We start from the raw sequence: 16,312 nt of genomic DNA, 5'->3' as shown, positions 1-16,312 counted from the left end.
TCCTCTTGTCCCCCCTAAATCAACGACTCACGCGTGATAACCTTAATCCCCTTCGGCGCATGAACGGCAAGCTGTGCTCCAGCTAAGCTGTTCACTTTAATCCAGCCTAAACCAGAGATCAACACATCCATCTGTTTCCCCTTCGGAATGTGCAGCGGATGCTTCACAAGCTTAGGCAGCTCGTCCAAGTCCGCTAGGTTAGGTGGCGCAAGCATGACACCTTTATGTTCTTCATACAAATCATCGGCTTTTTCTAGCTTTGTTCGATGAATTTGAATGGCATTTGACGTGTAGCAAGTGAACGATTGATGTTCACCGCTAATAAAATCAAATCGAGCTAAGGCGCCAAAAAATAACGTTTGCGCTTCATTTAATTGAAACACCATCGGCTTAAGCGGTTTGTCAGGCATGATTCTAGTTAAATCACGCTTTTTCACAACTTCAGTTAAACGATGAGTGTGCACGATACCTGGTGTATCAACGATAAACCGACCATCATCCAGTGGGATTTTGACCAAATCCAGCGTCGTACCCGGGTACTGTGACGTCGTAAGCTCCGACTCCAGATCACTATAATCACTGATTAAGCGGTTAATGAGCGTCGATTTACCGACATTCGTTGCACCGACCACATAAACATCCATGTTGCCGCGATATTCCTGCACAGCTGTAATAACACGATCGAAACCAATGTTTTTCTTCGCGCTGCAAAGGATAATATCAACAACCTTGAGGTTCTCCTCTTTGGCTCTGCGCTGTACCCAGTTAATGATCTTGTTTGCGTTCGTCACTTTTGGCAGCAAATCAATCTTGTTCACAACTAACAGAACAGGATTCGTACCCACAAAGCGTGCAAGTCCGCTAATCATACTGCCTTCAAAGTCAAAAATATCTACGATTTTCACAACCAGAGCTTTCGTTTGGCCGACATGTCCTAGTAATTTAAGGAAGTCGTCCTGCTGCAGTGTGATGCTCGAAGATTCATTATAATGCTTAATGCGATAGCAGCGTTGACAAATAATCGGTTCCTTCTGCATCGCTTCAGCCGGGATAAAGCCCAGCTTACCTTTTTCTTCCGTTTGCAGCAATACGCCGCACCCCGCGCAATGATTAATCGTTTCTGTACTCATGAATCCTCCTATTTCTTCATCCTTGCTAAAGCCCATTTCTCAATACGACGATTGATTTTCGTAAAAAAACCCTCATCCTTAATTGAAATGGGTTGAACAAGGATCGTGTATAGCCCCATCCGATTGCCTCCAAGAACGTCTGTTAACATTTGATCACCAATGACAGCTGTTTGTCTCGCATTCGTACCAAGCAGCTTCATGGCTCTGTGGAATGAAACGTTCGTTGGTTTCTTAGCCCGGTGAATGAATGGAATACCTAGCGGCTCCGCAAAGGCTGAAACCCGTCCATGATTATTATTGGACACGATGACGACCTTGAAGCCCATTTTTTGCAAACGATTCAACCACTCAATTAACTCCGGAGTCGCAAGCGGATCTCGTGCGCCTACGAGTGTATTATCGAGATCTGTTATGATACCGCGAACACCAAATCCCCATAGGTGATTGGCATCAATATCATAGATCGTATGTACAGATTGTCTGGGCACTAGCTTTTTCAGCAAACAAATTACCTCCAACTGCTTCCTCGCAGGCGGGGAGACTTTGAACTATGTTCAAAGATCCCTAAGCGGAGGGACTTTGAATTCGTTCAAAGATCCCTAAGCAGAGAGACTTTGAATTACATTCAAAGATCCCTATATTATATACGTGAAACTATACCATAGTGATCCACTTGTTGCAAAAAGAAAAGAACATATTTTCCCACTAGGAACGGGTCGGAAGCGGCAACCAGTTCAATACGTTTTGAATTTTACGATCCCAATAGCTCCACTCATGTTCGCCTGGCTCTTCTTCATAGGTCAGATCCAACCCCAATTCGCGGCAATAATCTCGGAATCGAATATTATCTTCATAAAGGAAGTCTTCCGTACCGCAGCATTGATAGAACATAGGGGATTGTTTAGTCGATCCTGAGAGCTGCTCTGCCAAATAAAACAAATCATTCCCGCTGCCTTTAATCTTGTTCACATCTCCATAAATAAGTTGGAAGTCGTCAGGAAAATTCAATGCTCTTTGTGATACATCTAATGCCCCAGATAAGCTTGCCGCTGCTGCAAACCGATCTGGATGTGAAAGTGCGAGTTTCATCGCGCCATAGCCACCCATGGACAGGCCTGCCACATAATTCAATTCTCTTTCCTCAGCTAGCGGGAAAAATGATCGTGCTATAGCAGGCAATTCTTCACTAATAAACGTCCAGTATTTCGGCCCCGACGCCATATCGGTGTAAAAGCTGCGATTGACGGCAGGCATGACTACCGCTATCCCCAACTTCGAAGCATACCGTTCTATCGAGGTTCTTCGCATCCAAATCGTATGATCATCGGATAAGCCATGCAGCAGATATAGCGTAGGATGCTTTATCCCATAAACCGCAGATGCCAACCCGATTTGATTTTGAGCAGCTTGCGGCAAAATGACGTGCATTGAAGCTGAAACACCAAGGGAATCCGAATAAAAATGACAGTCGATAAAAGCCATATATCATAATCTCCTCTCATAGGAAAACCACCCCCTCGAAAGGTGAGTGGCTTCATTGCCCTATTTCATTTGTTCTTTTAATCGAATAATAGATTGACTAACGGTTTGGTAGTCGACTTCAGTGGAATTCTCCTGACTGTACTTCGCGCGCTCAAACAATTCGAGCACCGTTTCTAACTCTTTTTTCATCCACTTACTTTGGTTCGACCACCTTGTCGTCGCTTCTCGCATGGTTTCGTACTCATGTCTCGTGTAACCCTTACGACGGCTTAGCCGCAGCAGTTTTTCGAATTCAACGATAATTTTCTGATTAAAATTAACGGCTTGCCTTTTCTTCCTGCGTGTTAGCCATACTCTCCAGTAGTCGCTTTTCGAGATAAAGAATAAACCAACTGCAACAACTGCGATAGCAGCTACACCGCTTAATGTCAACCACAACCATGTAAGGCTCGGAGCCTCTTTAGTTTCTTCTGGCAAAGTAACAGGGTCACTTTCCGTTGATAGATCAACGGGTGGCGGTGTTTGCTCTGGGAACACATTCGGTAGACTGAAGCCTGAGGTCGGTTCAAAGGGTATCCAGCCAAAGCCTTCAAAGTACACTTCAACCCACGAATGGGCGTCTGAATTTCTAACTGTATAGGTACCTGCTCCATCCACATCGATTTCAGTACCCAGTTGACTCAAAATACCTAAATCCCTAAATTCCTCAGGGATCGGTGAGGTGCCCGATGAATAGCCTTTCACCCAACGAGTTGGAAGCCCAATAGAACGGGTTAATACAGCCATAGACGTTGAGTAATAATCACAATACCCTTGCTTCACTTCAAATAAGAAGCGGTCTACGAAATCCTTGCTCTTGCCTTTGCTTTCATCTGGGGTATTTGTATACGGATAATTATCCGATAAATACTTCTCTATTGACTTTGCTTTGTCATAAGGATTCGTCGCTGCCTTGGTAATTTCAACAGCCAGCTGCTTCACACGTCCAGGAAGGTCGGCAGGCACTTGTAGATACTCCGCCCATTCCAGTTGATTGGCATAGTCTGATTTGACTTCTCGCAATAACGCTTCTTCCAGAATAGGTTCCTGGGTAACGATTGTATAATCTTTAGGATAATTATTTCTTCCTGCGTAGCGCAGTTCAGACTGACGCGGAGACCAAATCAGGCGTTGAAACGGGTTCTCACCTTTATTCACTTCCACAATCTTCTGGATAGCGAATCCCCCGAACAAAACGGGAAATACTTCCTCTCTATCCATAACAACCGTTTGAGTCACTTCTTTGGTTTTCAAAAGTGACAGGTCAAAACGCGGATCTAGCGGCAGCGGATTACCATTCACACGATTGACTGGCAATTTCCGCTCCACGGGGCTAAACTCCCAGCCTTTTCCATTATATAACGATCTCGTTTCGCCTCGGAAGTAAGTTCTCTTGCTCGTTTCAACGGTCATAACCGGCGTGTAATCATAACGAAAACCACCGCCAAGCCGGCTGTCATCCCGACTATAACCGGAAGAAGCATCGGCGTTCGTAGATGACGTGATGCTGACTCCTTTTCCAAGTAGAGGGACAGCTTCACCACGGCTTACTTTCCAGGCTGTATAAGGATCCGTTAATATCGGATTCACAGTTGGTGCTAGTAGACCAACTAGAAAAGTGACACCGACAATCAATAGAACGGGAACAATGAGGGTTGACGGGTAATCCGTAATCGTTTCCCAAATGACCGGAGCCCGCCTCTTCAGTTGACTAAAATGCTGAACCATCAACAGTGAGAATCCGCAAAATATGACCATAGCTACTTGCGGCCACAAAAAGATTATACTGAAGGAATCTCGAATAGCAAAAAATAAGATACTGACAAAAATAAGGACAAATACACGCAGTCTTGATTGGACTGACCACATCGCAAACAAATAAGTAATCCATGCAGTTAAACTAAACCAAATGTACGGCTCCAACTGCCCCGCATTCAGAGCAATCCACTTCACTGCATCCTTCCATGCCGTCACATTAACCGCAACAAAATGATAGCTCATACCAATTCCGTGCAGCCATATAATCAAACCAAATTGAATCAAGGAACGCCAGCCGCGATGTAAGTGCGGTATGAGGTAAGTAACCGCTACAATTAAGAGGGTTCCCGTCACAAAGGCGACTGTTTCAGGCAGCCAAAGTCCATCTTCTTTCATGATCCAAATAACAAATTGATAAAGGAAAATCCCCGTAAGAATTGCTGTAACTCGCTTTGACCAATCCGTCAGCAAAATCCTTTTCCAAAGTACGTTAGGCATAACGTTTCGCCCCTCCCAACAGGTTAGGCAAGTCCGTCAACTGACTAACCTCATAACCCATATAACCTTGTGAGCGAATCGCCTTAATCCAATCCTCCTGATGACCTTCAATGTCCGTCCCTTGCGGTTTGAATACATGGTTGGACTTCGCATGAACCCAGATATGGCATGGATTCATCTGAAGATGTTCCAGGTGATGAATCACTTGTATCATCGCTGAGCCCTTTTGCGGTGAAATAAGTACAAAGAAGCAGCCTGCTGGCCATTCCCGCGAGCGTTCTTTGATGATTTGGTGAAGTGAGTGATAACCATCTGCTTCTACCCCGACCAAATGCTGGATGATTTGCTTGTGATGTTTCTGACTTTGCTTCGGTTCAAAATACGTGGATTCCTTCCCAATCGAAAGTAATCCCAGTGCTAAATCACGACTCGCTCCATATCGAAATAAGGACGCTGCTACAGATACCGCCAGTTCAAATTCGGCAGCGTCCCGGTAGGCCCTGGCATTCCGATCCAATAGAATAATCGTCTTGGGAAGGGATTCTCGCTCGAATTCTTTGGATTTCCATGTACCTGTCTTCGCAGTGGCATTCCAATGTATACGTGATAAGCGGTCTCCATAAATATATTCACGGACACCATTAATTTGCGTCGTTTCACGATGTGCTCGTGTCGTTGTGGAGTGATGCTGCATGCCCTTAAGCATTTGGTGAAATTGCGCCCATTCCCGAATAGCAACCGTTTGTGGATACACAGTAATCGGCTGCTGAAGCTCTAATCGTCCCTTATGCTGAAAGAAGCCAAAAATATCTTCGGTTAAGCACTCCGTATCACCAAATCGATAATACCCTCTTCTTAATGGTGGGGTACTGTAAAGTAATTCGCCTCTACGTTTCCAATCCGGAACAATGGAGCCTTCGAAAATGGTCTCTTCCCCATTCTGTCGAATAAGCTGATCTTTAATCATCATATAAGGAATAGGCCAGTACCCCGGAATCTGCACGCCAATACCAATCTGCAATGATTGCCCAGCTTCTATTTGAGTTTCTTGACCTACATTCGTAAGCTTGCGGGTACCTTGCGCACGTTTAATTCCACTCCAGTTGCCAGAGAGTAAATAAGCAGACAATAACGTGATAATAATAAAAAGCATAGAGGCCAGCTTCCCACCTTGAAACAACAGGAACAATAAACTAGCTGTGAAACAAGAAATAAGAAGCCATAGAGCTGCCGGAAACCGGGGAAATTCCCCGAATCGTTTGAATACCGGTCGATTCATAGGCTCACTTCTCCAATCGAACCGGCACGCGTACTTGCTCGAAAATCGCGCCGAGAACTGAGGAAACCGTCGCTCCGTCCATACGGGCTTCGGAATGAAGAATCATTCGATGACCAAGAACATAAGGAGCAAGGTATTTAATATCATCAGGAATCACATAGTCTCTTCCATGGAGGAATGCAAAAGATTTGGAAGCCAAAACTAATGAAAGCGTTGCTCTTGGACTGGCTCCGAGGAATACAGCCTGATGTTCCCGCGTTTTTCTAGTAATGGTCACTAAATAATCAGCTACTGCTTCATCCAAGTGGACATGACGGACCTGTTCCTGGATGGCTAGTACTTGAGACGTATTCATGATCGCCTGCAGTGCCTCCATCGGATGCACTTTGCTCTGGGATGTAATCATTTGCTTCTCGGCGGCTTCACTCGGATAACCTAGGCTAAGCTTCATCATGAATCGGTCAAGCTGCGCTTCAGGCAAAATATATGTGCCTTCGAAGTCAATCGGGTTCTGGGTCGCCAGCATCATAAATGGTGAAGGAAGCTCATGTATATCACCATCGACGGTGATGTGTTGTTCTTCCATTGCTTCCAACAAAGCAGACTGTGTTTTGGTTGTTGCCCGGTTAATCTCATCGACTAGTAAAATATTCGCCATAATCGGTCCTGAACGGAACAGGAATTTCTCTTCTTTGGGATGATATATAGAAACACCTGTTATATCGGAAGGTAATAAATCCGGATTACATTGAATACGGCGAAATTGACCATCTATGGATCGAGCAAGTGCTTTAATCAGCACTGTCTTGCCAGTACCCGGCACATCTTCAAGCAAAACATGCCCACCGGCCAGCATCGCAGTTAGCAACAATTCAATCTCAGAGCTCTTGCCAAGAATGCATGATTCCAAATTCGTTTTCAACCTAGCTAGAGCTTCTACATGATGATGGGTGGCAGTTTCCATGTGTGATCCTCCTTAGAGTTTTGCTCAGCAAAACTTGCTTCGATAGCGTTACTGAGTTTTCGTAAGAAAACTTACGTCGTAAGCATTCGAGTTTCAGAAAATTTACGACGTAAGCATTAGCTGCATTTTTCTTGGCATATTGCGTTTATGCTGCCATTTAGGGTGAAAATACTTCCATAAGTCCATATTCCTCAAAAATGATAGGAAAATGAGCGTAAATCTAGTTTACAGTAAAGTTTTTCGTCCGTATACTTGTAAATCCTCTAAATTTATTTGTTAAATTTAACCATCCACAGCGGTAAACGAGGATAAGCAAAAAAAAGAGATCCACAGCATCGTGCTGTGGATCCAAATTTAATATATTACCTATTGCGGCGAATCAGATTGCAAAAGCCATAGTAATAATAACCAAAAGAATAAAGAGAACCAAGACTACAGCCGTACTTGTACCCACACCACCGCTATAACAACCTCCTGCAGCATAACCCATTCTATCTCGCTCCTTTCTGTTATCAGATGGTCTATTGTATTTCAATGGCATTTGAAATGTATGGACAAATATCAGATAGTAAAGGCCTGTTTTGAGATTAGGATCAATGATCACTGTTTTTTGAATGATGTTAGCGTGATTTAACGAAAAAGGGGCTGTCCCAAAAGTAGAAAAAAAGTCTACTTAAGGGCAGCCCTCTTTTATTGAAGTTTGACAACGTGACTGGAAAAGTCACCCGTCCTGGGACAGCCCATGTTCAAGCAATCATCTTATCCTTTGGGTCTGACAAATACAGCAGCTATGAAGGAGAAGATGATCGCCGCGGATATCCCAGCGCTGGTCACTTTAAATATACCGGTTATGATCCCTATATAGCCATTCTTATGGAGCTCCTCTAACGCACCATGCACAAGTGCGTTGCCGAAGCTGGTAATCGGGACAGTTGCACCCGCACCAGCAAATTCAATGAACGGATCATACAAATTACAGCCGTCTGCTATAGCACCCAGCACGACAAGCGTACTCATGGTATGAGCGGGCGTCAACTTACCTACATCCATCAAAAGTTGGCCAAATACACAGATGGCTCCACCAATCAGAAAAGCCCAAAAAAAGTTCATGCGTACAACCCTCCAGACTCAATTGAAACAGCATGTGCAATGCAAGGGATGCTTTCCCCTTGTTGGAAAGAAAGCGGCGAGAGTAGAGCTCCGGTCGCTACGACTAGGATTCGCTTCAATTCGCCACTCTTAATGCGCTTTAGGAGATGACCATAAGTAACGGTTGCCGAGCAGCCACAACCGCTCCCTCCCGCTTGGACGGTCTGCTTCTCGCGATCATAAATGATCAACCCGCAGTCGTCATAAGTCGTTTGATCAATTGGAAACTTGTGCTTATCGAATAGTTCGCGCGCAATGTTCACACCCACTGTTGCCAAATCACCGGTGACGATTAGATCGTAATAACTAGGCTCAATATTCAATTCTCGGAAGTGAGTTTGAATGGTATCTACCGCTGCCGGCGCCATCGCAGCGCCCATATTAAACGGATCCGTGATGCCCATATCAACGATTCGTCCGATTGTGGCCGAGGTGACGACGGGGCCGTCACCGGTCTTACCAAGCACGGCGACCCCTGCGCCGGTGACTGTGTATTGAGCTGTCGGCGGCTTCTGCGATCCGTATTCCGTCGGATAGCGGAACTGCTTCTCCGCTGTGCAGTTATGGCTGCAGGTGCCAGCCATCACGTAGTTGGCGGCCCCCGAGTCCACCAGCTGGGCGGCTAGCGCGAGCCCTTCCATCGATGTGGAGCAAGCGCCGAATATGCCGAGATACGGTATATTTAGCGTGCGCACAGCAAAGGTATTAGAGATGATCTGATTCATCAGATCCCCTCCAACATAGAACTGTATCTGGCCGTCCGTAAGCCCGGCCTTTGCAAGTGCTCGCTGCGCCGCTTCCTCTAGCAGCGCCTTTTCGGCTTTTTCCCACGTTTTCTGACCAACAGTCAAATCTCCGTGAACGATATCAAAATCTCCACTAATTGGCCCTTGACCTTCATCAGGTCCTACAACCGTCCCCGTAGATAGTATCACGGGTCGATTCTCAAAGACCCAGCTCTGATGTCCCTTTAGCATAAGGTCAACCTCCACCCGTAATGATAAGATGTACAATACCTACAAAAAAGGCAGCGACGGTTCCGAATACAATAACCGAGCCAGCTAACTTGAACATATTACCGCCTACCCCAAGCACTAGTCCTTCCGCTCGGTGCTCAATAGCAGCTGAGCATAATGAATTTGCAAAACCTGTTACAGGAACGGAGCTTCCCGCCCCAGCCCATTGGGCCATTTTATCGTACACACCGAAGCTCGTCAGTATGACGGATATGATAATTAACACCGCAACCGTTGGATTCCCAGCCGTTTTTTCGGTAAAACCAAACCAATTGATGAACATTTGCATGAAGCATTCACCAATTAAACAGATTGCCCCTCCAACGAGAAAGGCTCGCATGCAATTTATTAGAACGGGTCTTTTGGGCTCTTGTTTCTTGGCTAGTTTCTGATACTCCTGCTGTGTCATTGTTAAGTTTTTCTTCTTGTTGTTGGCCATGTTTTCCCTCCTGCTTCCTCAAACGCCCTAGGCTCTTAGAATCGTATACAGATCTTGAATGACCTTCGTTAACTGTACCGAACATGCCTCGTACATCTTCTTCGCTTGCGGATGGCTAGTCGTCAATGAAAAAAGTTCAAGGTCTGCCTCACATTTCTTCAAATTGGCTAATAATACAGGCCTTTCAACTGGTTGAGGCACTTTTAATTTATCATCATAAAGATCAACCGTTAATTCGCCATGCGTGTCTACTTGTGCGAGGAACACATTCTCCTTCGTTACTCCTAGCTTATCCAGTTCCGTATGTAGCCATCCTCTTCCTCTACCCGTTACTGCCAAAGGTTCATCTTGAATGACACCATCCATGATAACGGATTGAGTCGGTTTCTCAATGTTCAGTTTTATGCCCAAATGCTTTGGTGTCAGAGGTTGGAGTTCACTTTTGAGCAGAACACTTAAATCACCATTAGCCTCAAGCATAGCAAACTCAACATCTGCCACGCGAAAAACACTTTTGGTGCGCAGCTGCTCCAGCAGCTCATCGCCAGTGTAACGTTCTTTTTTTAAATTGTTCTCAAGAATTTTGCCATCTTGAACAACAACAGTTCCTCTACCCTCAAACCAAAGCCGTAACGTCTTGCTTTTGAGCGTCAGAATCTCCAATGTCAACGGAATGAGAACCCAAACGAGTATAGCGATGACCCCGTGCCAGAAATTGTAATCCACATCAGTGGAAATTGTCCCAGCCAAGTCACCAATCGTAATTCCAAGAACATATTCAAAAAAAGTAAGTTGGGAAATTTGTTTTTTGCCAAGAATTCGAGTTAGTACAAACAAAAAGAATAAGGCAAAAAACGATCTGACAACGATATTCATCCAATCCGCCACAAGCTTTCCCTCCTTCTCCTAAAGCTCGAAACAACATCATTATGCGCTATTTAGGCAGCAAGTATGATCAATTTGAGTTGGATTTAAATGTTAACGTAGCAAGTGAAAAAATATGCTTGCAAGTTTAAATTTACACGAGTAAAATACATTTTATAACAAATGAATAAAGAGTAAAATGCTCTTTATTCCATTTTATCTTCAATTTATTTTACACGAGTAAAATACAAGGAGGACGATGAGAATGACGACAGTGACCCTGGATATCCCTGAGCTCTCACGACAATTTGAAAATGATGGTTACCTACTGCTTCGCAATGTACTATCGGAAGAAAGGATAGCAGAATTGAATAGAGCCGTTGACGGCATCCTTTCTGATGAGCAAGAGTCGTTATCCTACAACATTTACAATAGCATAGAAAGAGACTCCTCTATTTTGTCCTTAATGGACAATCGGACTCTTCTTCCACTTATCGTTAATTTGATGGGTTATAACATTCAACTTCATATCTCACATCTGACCGTGCGCAAACCAAATCCCGATGATCTCAAGACGGAGACCAACAGCTTCATTAACTGGCATCAGGATGGACCAGCTCCCAAATTCCCAAGTATTAACGGATTAACATCCACCTACTACATTAAAGTTTGTTACATTTTGAGTGATATGTCTGAGATAGACCGCGGGAATACGAAAATCATTCCGGGCAGTCATAAGTGGCCGGATTACCACCCCGTTCAAACCGACGTGAATGTGCCTTTACCAGGAGAAATGCAAATTTGCGGTAAGCCTGGGGACGTATTCCTATTTGCACAAAATCTTTGGCATGCCGGTTCCCCGAATCGCTCTGATTTCACACGTCGCCAATTATTTATCGGTTATAGCCCGATTTGGATGAGGCCTATCGATTACCATGCTGCTTCGCCAGCTCTACTCGAAGCGGCAGATCCAATACGTCGTCAACTGCTTGGTGCAATTAGTGAAAACTATTTCAAATTCTACGTACCGGAGGAGTCAATGGTCCCGCTTAAAGAGCTATGGTTAGGCGGTGCTGCAACCAAAAGTGAGTACATTTAGATTTGTCCAAATTTATGATACCCTTGAGGAAACAAGAAAAGGGAGTTCCTTATGATTACCAGGAAAGAAGTCGCAGACCGGGCTGGTGTTTCGGTAGCTGTCGTTTCATATGTGCTTAATAATCGAAGCATCGTCAAAGAAGAAACCAGACAAAAAGTGCTTGCTGTAATCAATGAGCTAGGTTATCGTCCCAATCAGACAGCACGCAGCCTCAAAACCAGGAAAACAGGGCAAATTGCTGTCCTCGTTCATTTCGTGGGAAATCCATTCGAGGGTGGATTGCTATTATATATTGAGAAAAAAGCTAAACTCAGCAATTATTCGGTGTTTTTTCATTCCTTTGAACCTGCTCGTGAAGAAGAATTAAAAAATACACTGATGGGGCGTGTGGACGGCATTCTTCTGCTCGGCCAAACGCTCAGTGAGGAAAGTCAGGCATTTTACAGCTTGATGGAGCTACCCATCGTGTCTCTGATGCATCCAGGTGTTGCCATGCCGAGCATCCCTGTCGTTGATGTGGATTGGATAGCTGAAATGCGGCGGTTAATTGTTCATCTTCGTGAACAGGGACATGAGCAGATTGCATTTATGACCGCTGGCGATCCGCAGGATCCGATTGCTCATCGGCTCTTGGCTTTCCGCGAAGCTATGCATCACGAAGGATTGAAACTGCCGGAGCCATATATTCTCGAAGGCGCCGGCCGCTTTGAGAGAGCTTTCGAAGTGTTAACCACAACACTTACGCAAGGTTTTGATTTTACTGCTATCGTAGCAGCAAATGATTTGATGGCGGCTGGTTGCCTCGCAGCTTGCCGCGAATCCGGCATTCTTGTCCCACAACAATTGGCAGTGGCCGGGTGCGAAGATATTCTAATGTCTTCGCAAGTCTCGCCAGCTTTGACAGCTATTTGTTATCCTCGGATGGAGGTTGGTTTAGCGGCGACAGAACTTCTGCTATCACTCATTAACGGAGAGAATAAGAAGACACCACAACTGGAAGGCAAGCTTTCAGTCAGAGCTTCAACCGTAGAGAACTCCTTGAATGCCACATCATATAGCAATTAAGATGTACGATTCAGATAGCCGTTATGAGCAATTCTGTATTGGATTTAATTGTTGTATATCTGGGTAAAAAGTTAGGGCATATTAAAGATCGCAATCAATTGAAATACGATCAATTTGCTTGCTATCCTATAAAAATCTTAAAGAAGAGGTGCACAACATGACAGTAGCTTCTCAAGTAAAAACAACACTGGCTTCACTTAAAAGTGCGCAAGCGAGCTTAGAAACATTTGCTCTTGGCACGCAAAATCAAGAAGCCAAACAGTTGTATGAAGCGGCCGCCTTATCTACACAAGACATCGTAAATCAAGTTGCCTCCCGTGTGCAGCAATTAGAAAATGAAGAACCTCAGTACAAAGGCTTCTAGTTAACAAGCCAAAACCAGCCGGCTGCGAACACTCGCGAACGGCTGGTTTTGCATTAGAACATACTGACGAGTATCAGAGTAAGTAAAACGAATAGAATTAATATAAGCAGTATCAGCTTATCTTTTGGCATTCAAGCCGCCCCTCGTTTCGGATGAGATTCCTATTTATTCCAATGGTTGCCCAGATGATTTCCTTAGCTCATTGGCCAATCGATGAAATTCTTCTCTAGCGTCAGCATCCTCGGTTGCCATATAAGCCGCAGACAAGAACGCAATGATTTTATTGGCATCTTCCACACTTAACATAGATTCAGTACCTCCCTGAAGTCGGTTTATTTACCGGTCCAATAATCGAATGTCATCACGTTGTTTTTGAAAAAGGAATAGGGCAAGTAACAATAGCCTTGGTCTCCCCATCCTTTCCCCCATGAATTCCGCACGATGACTATTCCCTGTCCCTTCTGCTTACCATCCTTGTATCCGACGGCCAATAAGGCATGCCCGCCTAACATCTGCTCTTTTTTTCGATTCGGGTAAGGGATCCTCCCTGTTTTTGCCGCCATTGGACTTACGAAAGATTGATACAGCCAGATTCCGAAGACGACAGGCTTCCCATCAGCTAACGCAGCTTTGATCCCTGCCAAATCATGAATCCGATAATACCCCTCTATACGGTAGGCTCCTGCTGCAGCTTCGGCCTCAGAATCAGGTTTTTCTTTAAATTTGGCTATGCGATAAGGCCAATCGGCTTCCGGGCATACCCCTATTTTATGCAGAACCTTCATGCCATCGCGAACTGTAGCTCCCGAGTCCCAATTGATCGTACCCTCTAATTTACGCTCATGCCAATAATGAAAAAGACGAGATAGCCTTAACGTTGAATCGCGTTCTTGACGAAGCCAATACTCACGCAGCCCGCTTACAATGGCATTTGATGTGCAAGAGCCTAGATTCCCCTGATTCACGATAGGAGACAGCTCCTTGCGCAAATCTACTTTGCGGGGCAATTGTGATTCCCGGATGTAATTGACGCTTCGGTAAAAATAATCCCGAAAATCTCTCTGGTCCCGTTTAACCGTGTATTTACGCATCCCATAGCCTCCAACGGTGTGTTAGCAGAATTGTATTCCAGTATATTCACCCATAGGCTGCAGCGTGCAAAAAGCACGCATCCCTATGGAATGCGCGCAGTTTGTTGCAGATTACTTTTTCATTGCTTTTTGATATATTTCCAAGTACTTTGTTGTCATTTGGGACGTTGTAAATCTACGAATAACATAGCGGCGAAGCTCAGCTGGATGCGGATAATTCCCTTCTTTTACCTTTGCAACCATCTCAGAAACGGAACGGCAGATTAATTGAGGAAATCCCGCCATAACCTCAGGTACCGCACCATGTTTCAAGGCGATTACGGGTGTACCGCAGGCCATGGCCTCAATCATGACAAGTCCGAAGGGCTCTTCCCACAGGGTTGGAAACAGCAAACAGCTTGCATATTTAAGTAGCTTCTGTTTCTTTTTGCCTCCAACGGGTCCTACATAATGGATATTGGGATTCCTTCGGATACGGGGAGCAATTTCATTACGAAACAATGCTTTATCTTTTATTGGCCCAGCAATGATTAGTTTTTTATTCGTTTTCTCAGCAATCTCAATGGCGAGTAGGACACCCTTCTCTCTCAGAATTCGTCCCATAAATACCATAAAACTACGCTTTTTGTCACTGAACTCATATTCGCTTGGGTTAAGTCCATTATAAACATAATACCCACGATTTTTGCCCATCACCTGCCTAGCACGTTTGGAAACATATACAGGATGTTTCACATGTTGTTTTACAGGGAGATGCAAGGTACACACCGTAGGAAAAGTATGCTTGCTCCGCCCAAGTGCAGAACTGAACGTATGATCATGAATAACGTCAACATCCCGCGGCATTTTACTCAAAACATACCTTGCTATTCCTTGGTCACGAAGACCCTTTGGAAATGGAATAAGGTTAGCACTAGTTCGACTTCCTTGTGTTGCAAATACGGTCACTTGATGTCCTCTTTGCACAAGGTTTTCTGTCAATTCATGCACAACTTTCTCCGTTCCTCCCTGGTTCGTTGGTGGCAGTTTCTGTGCATCTGGAAAGTTAGAAATCACCTGCACAATGTGAAGACGTTTCATCCCCTATCACTCCGTTTCTCTTAACATATTCTCTATGTGCTCGCGAAGCCATGGCCTCAGATTGGCTCTCTTGTTCGCTTCAGAAAGAATCGATGTAATAAATCCTCTATGATTTCCAATGTCATGCCATTGCCCCTTTATCTCACAGGCATACATGGCTTCGATTTTGTTTAGCGTAATCAATGCGTCCGTCAATTGAATTTCTTTACCTACGCCGGCCTTTTGAGTGGCCAATACTTCGAAAATCTGAGGTGTCAAAATGTAACGACCCAGCATGGCCAAATTTGACGGCGACATTGGAAGAACTGGTTTCTCAATAAGGTCTATGACACTATGAATACCTTCGTGCAGGACTTTTGCATCTACAATTCCGTAATCCGAAACGAGTTGATCCTCTACTTCCTGAACACCAATAATGGACCTATGATATCGATTATAGTAATGGATTAATTGCGCCAGTGCAGGCGTTTCGGCATCAAAAAACGTATCACCCAATAACACGGCAAAGGGTTCATTTTGAACAAAAGCGCGGGCGCACCAAATAGCATGTCCTAGTCCGAACGGCTCGGTTTGGCGAATATAATGAAGGTTAGCTAGCTGGGTTGCCTCCTGCACAACCCCAAGAAGATCAAACTTTTCACGCTCTCTAAGATAGCTCTCCAATTCAAAGGCAGTATCGAAATGATCTTCGATCGCTTTCTTCCCTTTCCCTGTCACGATGATGATGTCTTCAATGCCTGAAGCTACCGCTTCTTCTACGATAAATTGAATGGTTGGTTTATCTATGATAGGCAGCATTTCCTTTGGGAGAGCTTTGGTCGCCGGTAGGAATCGCGTACCCAAACCTGCTGCAGGTATGACCGCTTTTCGAATCTTCAAACATATCACCATCTCTCAAGTAGTAATTAATAAGCTTTATGTTCAAAGTATGCAAACCACTTTGGAATGCCACGGACATGTATCTTTTTCACTCAAAATGTACTGGTTAAAACAGG

18 protein-coding genes are annotated in these 16,312 nt (G+C 44.6%); 3 read left to right on the top strand and 15 right to left on the bottom strand.

Annotated features, from left to right (window positions below; all coding sequences use genetic code 11):
* Nucleotides 1-14: 14 nt before the first annotated feature.
* From yqeH to QFZ78_RS36790, 11 genes are all read right to left on the bottom strand, one after another.
* Complete coding sequence (yqeH, locus tag QFZ78_RS36840) at nt 15-1,130, bottom strand: ribosome biogenesis GTPase YqeH (protein ID WP_307554902.1); 1,116 nt, start codon at nt 1,128-1,130, stop codon at nt 15-17.
* Between the two features lie 8 nt (nt 1,131-1,138).
* On the bottom strand, nt 1,139-1,633 hold the full coding sequence (locus QFZ78_RS36835; RefSeq protein ID WP_307554900.1) for a YqeG family HAD IIIA-type phosphatase: 495 nt from the start codon (nt 1,631-1,633) through the stop codon (nt 1,139-1,141).
* A 202-nt stretch (nt 1,634-1,835) separates the two neighbouring features.
* Entirely contained in the window at nt 1,836-2,612 is a 777-nt protein-coding gene (locus QFZ78_RS36830; RefSeq protein WP_307554898.1) for an alpha/beta hydrolase, read from the bottom strand.
* Nucleotides 2,613-2,672: 60 nt separating this feature from the next.
* The gene (locus QFZ78_RS36825; protein WP_307554896.1) at nt 2,673-4,907 is read right to left on the bottom strand and encodes a transglutaminase TgpA family protein; all 2,235 of its coding nucleotides are present in this window, start codon (nt 4,905-4,907) and stop codon (nt 2,673-2,675) included.
* Nucleotides 4,900-6,186, bottom strand: coding sequence for a DUF58 domain-containing protein (locus tag QFZ78_RS36820; protein WP_307554894.1), 1,287 nt, complete (start codon nt 6,184-6,186; stop codon nt 4,900-4,902). The genes QFZ78_RS36825 and QFZ78_RS36820 overlap by 8 nt, the downstream gene beginning before the upstream one ends.
* Before the next feature lie 4 nt (nt 6,187-6,190).
* Nucleotides 6,191-7,150, bottom strand: coding sequence for an AAA family ATPase (locus QFZ78_RS36815; protein WP_307554892.1), 960 nt, complete (start codon nt 7,148-7,150; stop codon nt 6,191-6,193).
* Between the two features lie 379 nt (nt 7,151-7,529).
* A complete protein-coding gene (locus QFZ78_RS36810) occupies nt 7,530-7,640 on the bottom strand; it encodes a YjcZ family sporulation protein (RefSeq protein WP_307554890.1) in 111 nt (36 codons plus the stop codon).
* Nucleotides 7,641-7,909: 269 nt separating this feature from the next.
* Complete coding sequence (gene spoVAE / locus QFZ78_RS36805) at nt 7,910-8,260, bottom strand: stage V sporulation protein AE (RefSeq protein ID WP_307554888.1); 351 nt, start codon at nt 8,258-8,260, stop codon at nt 7,910-7,912.
* Nucleotides 8,257-9,276 carry a stage V sporulation protein AD gene (gene spoVAD, locus QFZ78_RS36800; protein ID WP_307554886.1) on the bottom strand — a complete coding sequence of 340 codons (1,020 nt, stop codon included), beginning with the start codon at nt 9,274-9,276 and terminating at the stop codon, nt 8,257-8,259. The genes spoVAE and spoVAD overlap by 4 nt, the downstream gene beginning before the upstream one ends.
* Before the next feature lie 4 nt (nt 9,277-9,280).
* The gene (gene spoVAC / locus QFZ78_RS36795; RefSeq protein ID WP_307554884.1) at nt 9,281-9,754 is read right to left on the bottom strand and encodes a stage V sporulation protein AC; all 474 of its coding nucleotides are present in this window, start codon (nt 9,752-9,754) and stop codon (nt 9,281-9,283) included.
* A gap of 27 nt (nt 9,755-9,781) precedes the next feature.
* Entirely contained in the window at nt 9,782-10,630 is an 849-nt protein-coding gene (locus QFZ78_RS36790; RefSeq protein ID WP_307556094.1) for a DUF421 domain-containing protein, read from the bottom strand.
* A gap of 253 nt (nt 10,631-10,883) precedes the next feature.
* Between QFZ78_RS36790 and QFZ78_RS36785 the strand changes: the two genes are divergently transcribed.
* The 3 genes from QFZ78_RS36785 (at nt 10,884) to QFZ78_RS36775 (ending at nt 13,146) form a co-directional block, all read left to right on the top strand.
* Nucleotides 10,884-11,717, top strand: coding sequence for a phytanoyl-CoA dioxygenase family protein (locus tag QFZ78_RS36785; protein WP_307554882.1), 834 nt, complete (start codon nt 10,884-10,886; stop codon nt 11,715-11,717).
* Between the two features lie 51 nt (nt 11,718-11,768).
* Complete coding sequence (locus QFZ78_RS36780) at nt 11,769-12,782, top strand: LacI family DNA-binding transcriptional regulator (RefSeq protein ID WP_307554880.1); 1,014 nt, start codon at nt 11,769-11,771, stop codon at nt 12,780-12,782.
* Nucleotides 12,783-12,939: 157 nt separating this feature from the next.
* On the top strand, nt 12,940-13,146 hold the full coding sequence (locus tag QFZ78_RS36775) for a DUF1657 domain-containing protein (protein WP_307554878.1): 207 nt from the start codon (nt 12,940-12,942) through the stop codon (nt 13,144-13,146).
* A 165-nt stretch (nt 13,147-13,311) separates the two neighbouring features.
* Here QFZ78_RS36775 and QFZ78_RS36770 read toward each other — a convergent pair whose 3' ends face one another.
* The 4 genes from QFZ78_RS36770 to galU all read right to left on the bottom strand — a co-directional run bounded on the left by QFZ78_RS36770 (nt 13,312) and on the right by galU (nt 16,196).
* The gene (locus tag QFZ78_RS36770) at nt 13,312-13,452 is read right to left on the bottom strand and encodes an N-acetylmuramoyl-L-alanine amidase (RefSeq protein WP_307554876.1); all 141 of its coding nucleotides are present in this window, start codon (nt 13,450-13,452) and stop codon (nt 13,312-13,314) included.
* Between the two features lie 26 nt (nt 13,453-13,478).
* The gene (locus QFZ78_RS36765; RefSeq protein ID WP_307554874.1) at nt 13,479-14,237 is read right to left on the bottom strand and encodes a C1 family peptidase; all 759 of its coding nucleotides are present in this window, start codon (nt 14,235-14,237) and stop codon (nt 13,479-13,481) included.
* Between the two features lie 111 nt (nt 14,238-14,348).
* Nucleotides 14,349-15,317 carry a glycosyltransferase gene (locus QFZ78_RS36760; protein WP_307554873.1) on the bottom strand — a complete coding sequence of 323 codons (969 nt, stop codon included), beginning with the start codon at nt 15,315-15,317 and terminating at the stop codon, nt 14,349-14,351.
* Between the two features lie 6 nt (nt 15,318-15,323).
* Nucleotides 15,324-16,196: a UTP--glucose-1-phosphate uridylyltransferase GalU gene (gene galU, locus QFZ78_RS36755; RefSeq protein WP_307554871.1), complete on the bottom strand. Its 873-nt coding sequence runs from the start codon at nt 16,194-16,196 to the stop codon at nt 15,324-15,326.
* Nucleotides 16,197-16,312: the final 116 nt, after the last annotated feature.

It is taken from the genome of Paenibacillus sp. V4I5 (assembly GCF_030817255.1).
Lineage (GTDB): Bacteria > Bacillota > Bacilli > Paenibacillales > NBRC-103111 > Paenibacillus_E.
Note: the sequence above shows the minus strand (reverse complement) of the source record. Positions and strands in the feature narration are given on the sequence as shown.

What these genes read in the sequence shown, in the direction of transcription:
- QFZ78_RS36760 (WP_307554873.1), bottom strand. Translation starts at nt 15,317, where the DNA reads ATGAAACGTCTTCACATTGTGCAGGTGATTTCTAACTTTCCAGATGCA.
- QFZ78_RS36825 (WP_307554896.1), bottom strand. Translation starts at nt 4,907, where the DNA reads ATGCCTAACGTACTTTGGAAAAGGATTTTGCTGACGGATTGGTCAAAG.
- QFZ78_RS36770 (WP_307554876.1), bottom strand. Translation starts at nt 13,452, where the DNA reads ATGTTAAGTGTGGAAGATGCCAATAAAATCATTGCGTTCTTGTCTGCG.
- yqeH (WP_307554902.1), bottom strand. Translation starts at nt 1,130, where the DNA reads ATGAGTACAGAAACGATTAATCATTGCGCGGGGTGCGGCGTATTGCTG.
- QFZ78_RS36820 (WP_307554894.1), bottom strand. Translation starts at nt 6,186, where the DNA reads ATGAATCGACCGGTATTCAAACGATTCGGGGAATTTCCCCGGTTTCCG.
- QFZ78_RS36765 (WP_307554874.1), bottom strand. Translation starts at nt 14,237, where the DNA reads ATGCGTAAATACACGGTTAAACGGGACCAGAGAGATTTTCGGGATTAT.
- QFZ78_RS36790 (WP_307556094.1), bottom strand. Translation starts at nt 10,630, where the DNA reads ATGAATATCGTTGTCAGATCGTTTTTTGCCTTATTCTTTTTGTTTGTA.
- QFZ78_RS36780 (WP_307554880.1), top strand. Translation starts at nt 11,769, where the DNA reads ATGATTACCAGGAAAGAAGTCGCAGACCGGGCTGGTGTTTCGGTAGCT.
- QFZ78_RS36815 (WP_307554892.1), bottom strand. Translation starts at nt 7,150, where the DNA reads ATGGAAACTGCCACCCATCATCATGTAGAAGCTCTAGCTAGGTTGAAA.
- QFZ78_RS36785 (WP_307554882.1), top strand. Translation starts at nt 10,884, where the DNA reads ATGACGACAGTGACCCTGGATATCCCTGAGCTCTCACGACAATTTGAA.
- spoVAD (WP_307554886.1), bottom strand. Translation starts at nt 9,276, where the DNA reads ATGCTAAAGGGACATCAGAGCTGGGTCTTTGAGAATCGACCCGTGATA.
- QFZ78_RS36810 (WP_307554890.1), bottom strand. Translation starts at nt 7,640, where the DNA reads ATGGGTTATGCTGCAGGAGGTTGTTATAGCGGTGGTGTGGGTACAAGT.
- spoVAE (WP_307554888.1), bottom strand. Translation starts at nt 8,260, where the DNA reads ATGAACTTTTTTTGGGCTTTTCTGATTGGTGGAGCCATCTGTGTATTT.
- QFZ78_RS36775 (WP_307554878.1), top strand. Translation starts at nt 12,940, where the DNA reads ATGACAGTAGCTTCTCAAGTAAAAACAACACTGGCTTCACTTAAAAGT.
- QFZ78_RS36830 (WP_307554898.1), bottom strand. Translation starts at nt 2,612, where the DNA reads ATGGCTTTTATCGACTGTCATTTTTATTCGGATTCCCTTGGTGTTTCA.
- spoVAC (WP_307554884.1), bottom strand. Translation starts at nt 9,754, where the DNA reads ATGGCCAACAACAAGAAGAAAAACTTAACAATGACACAGCAGGAGTAT.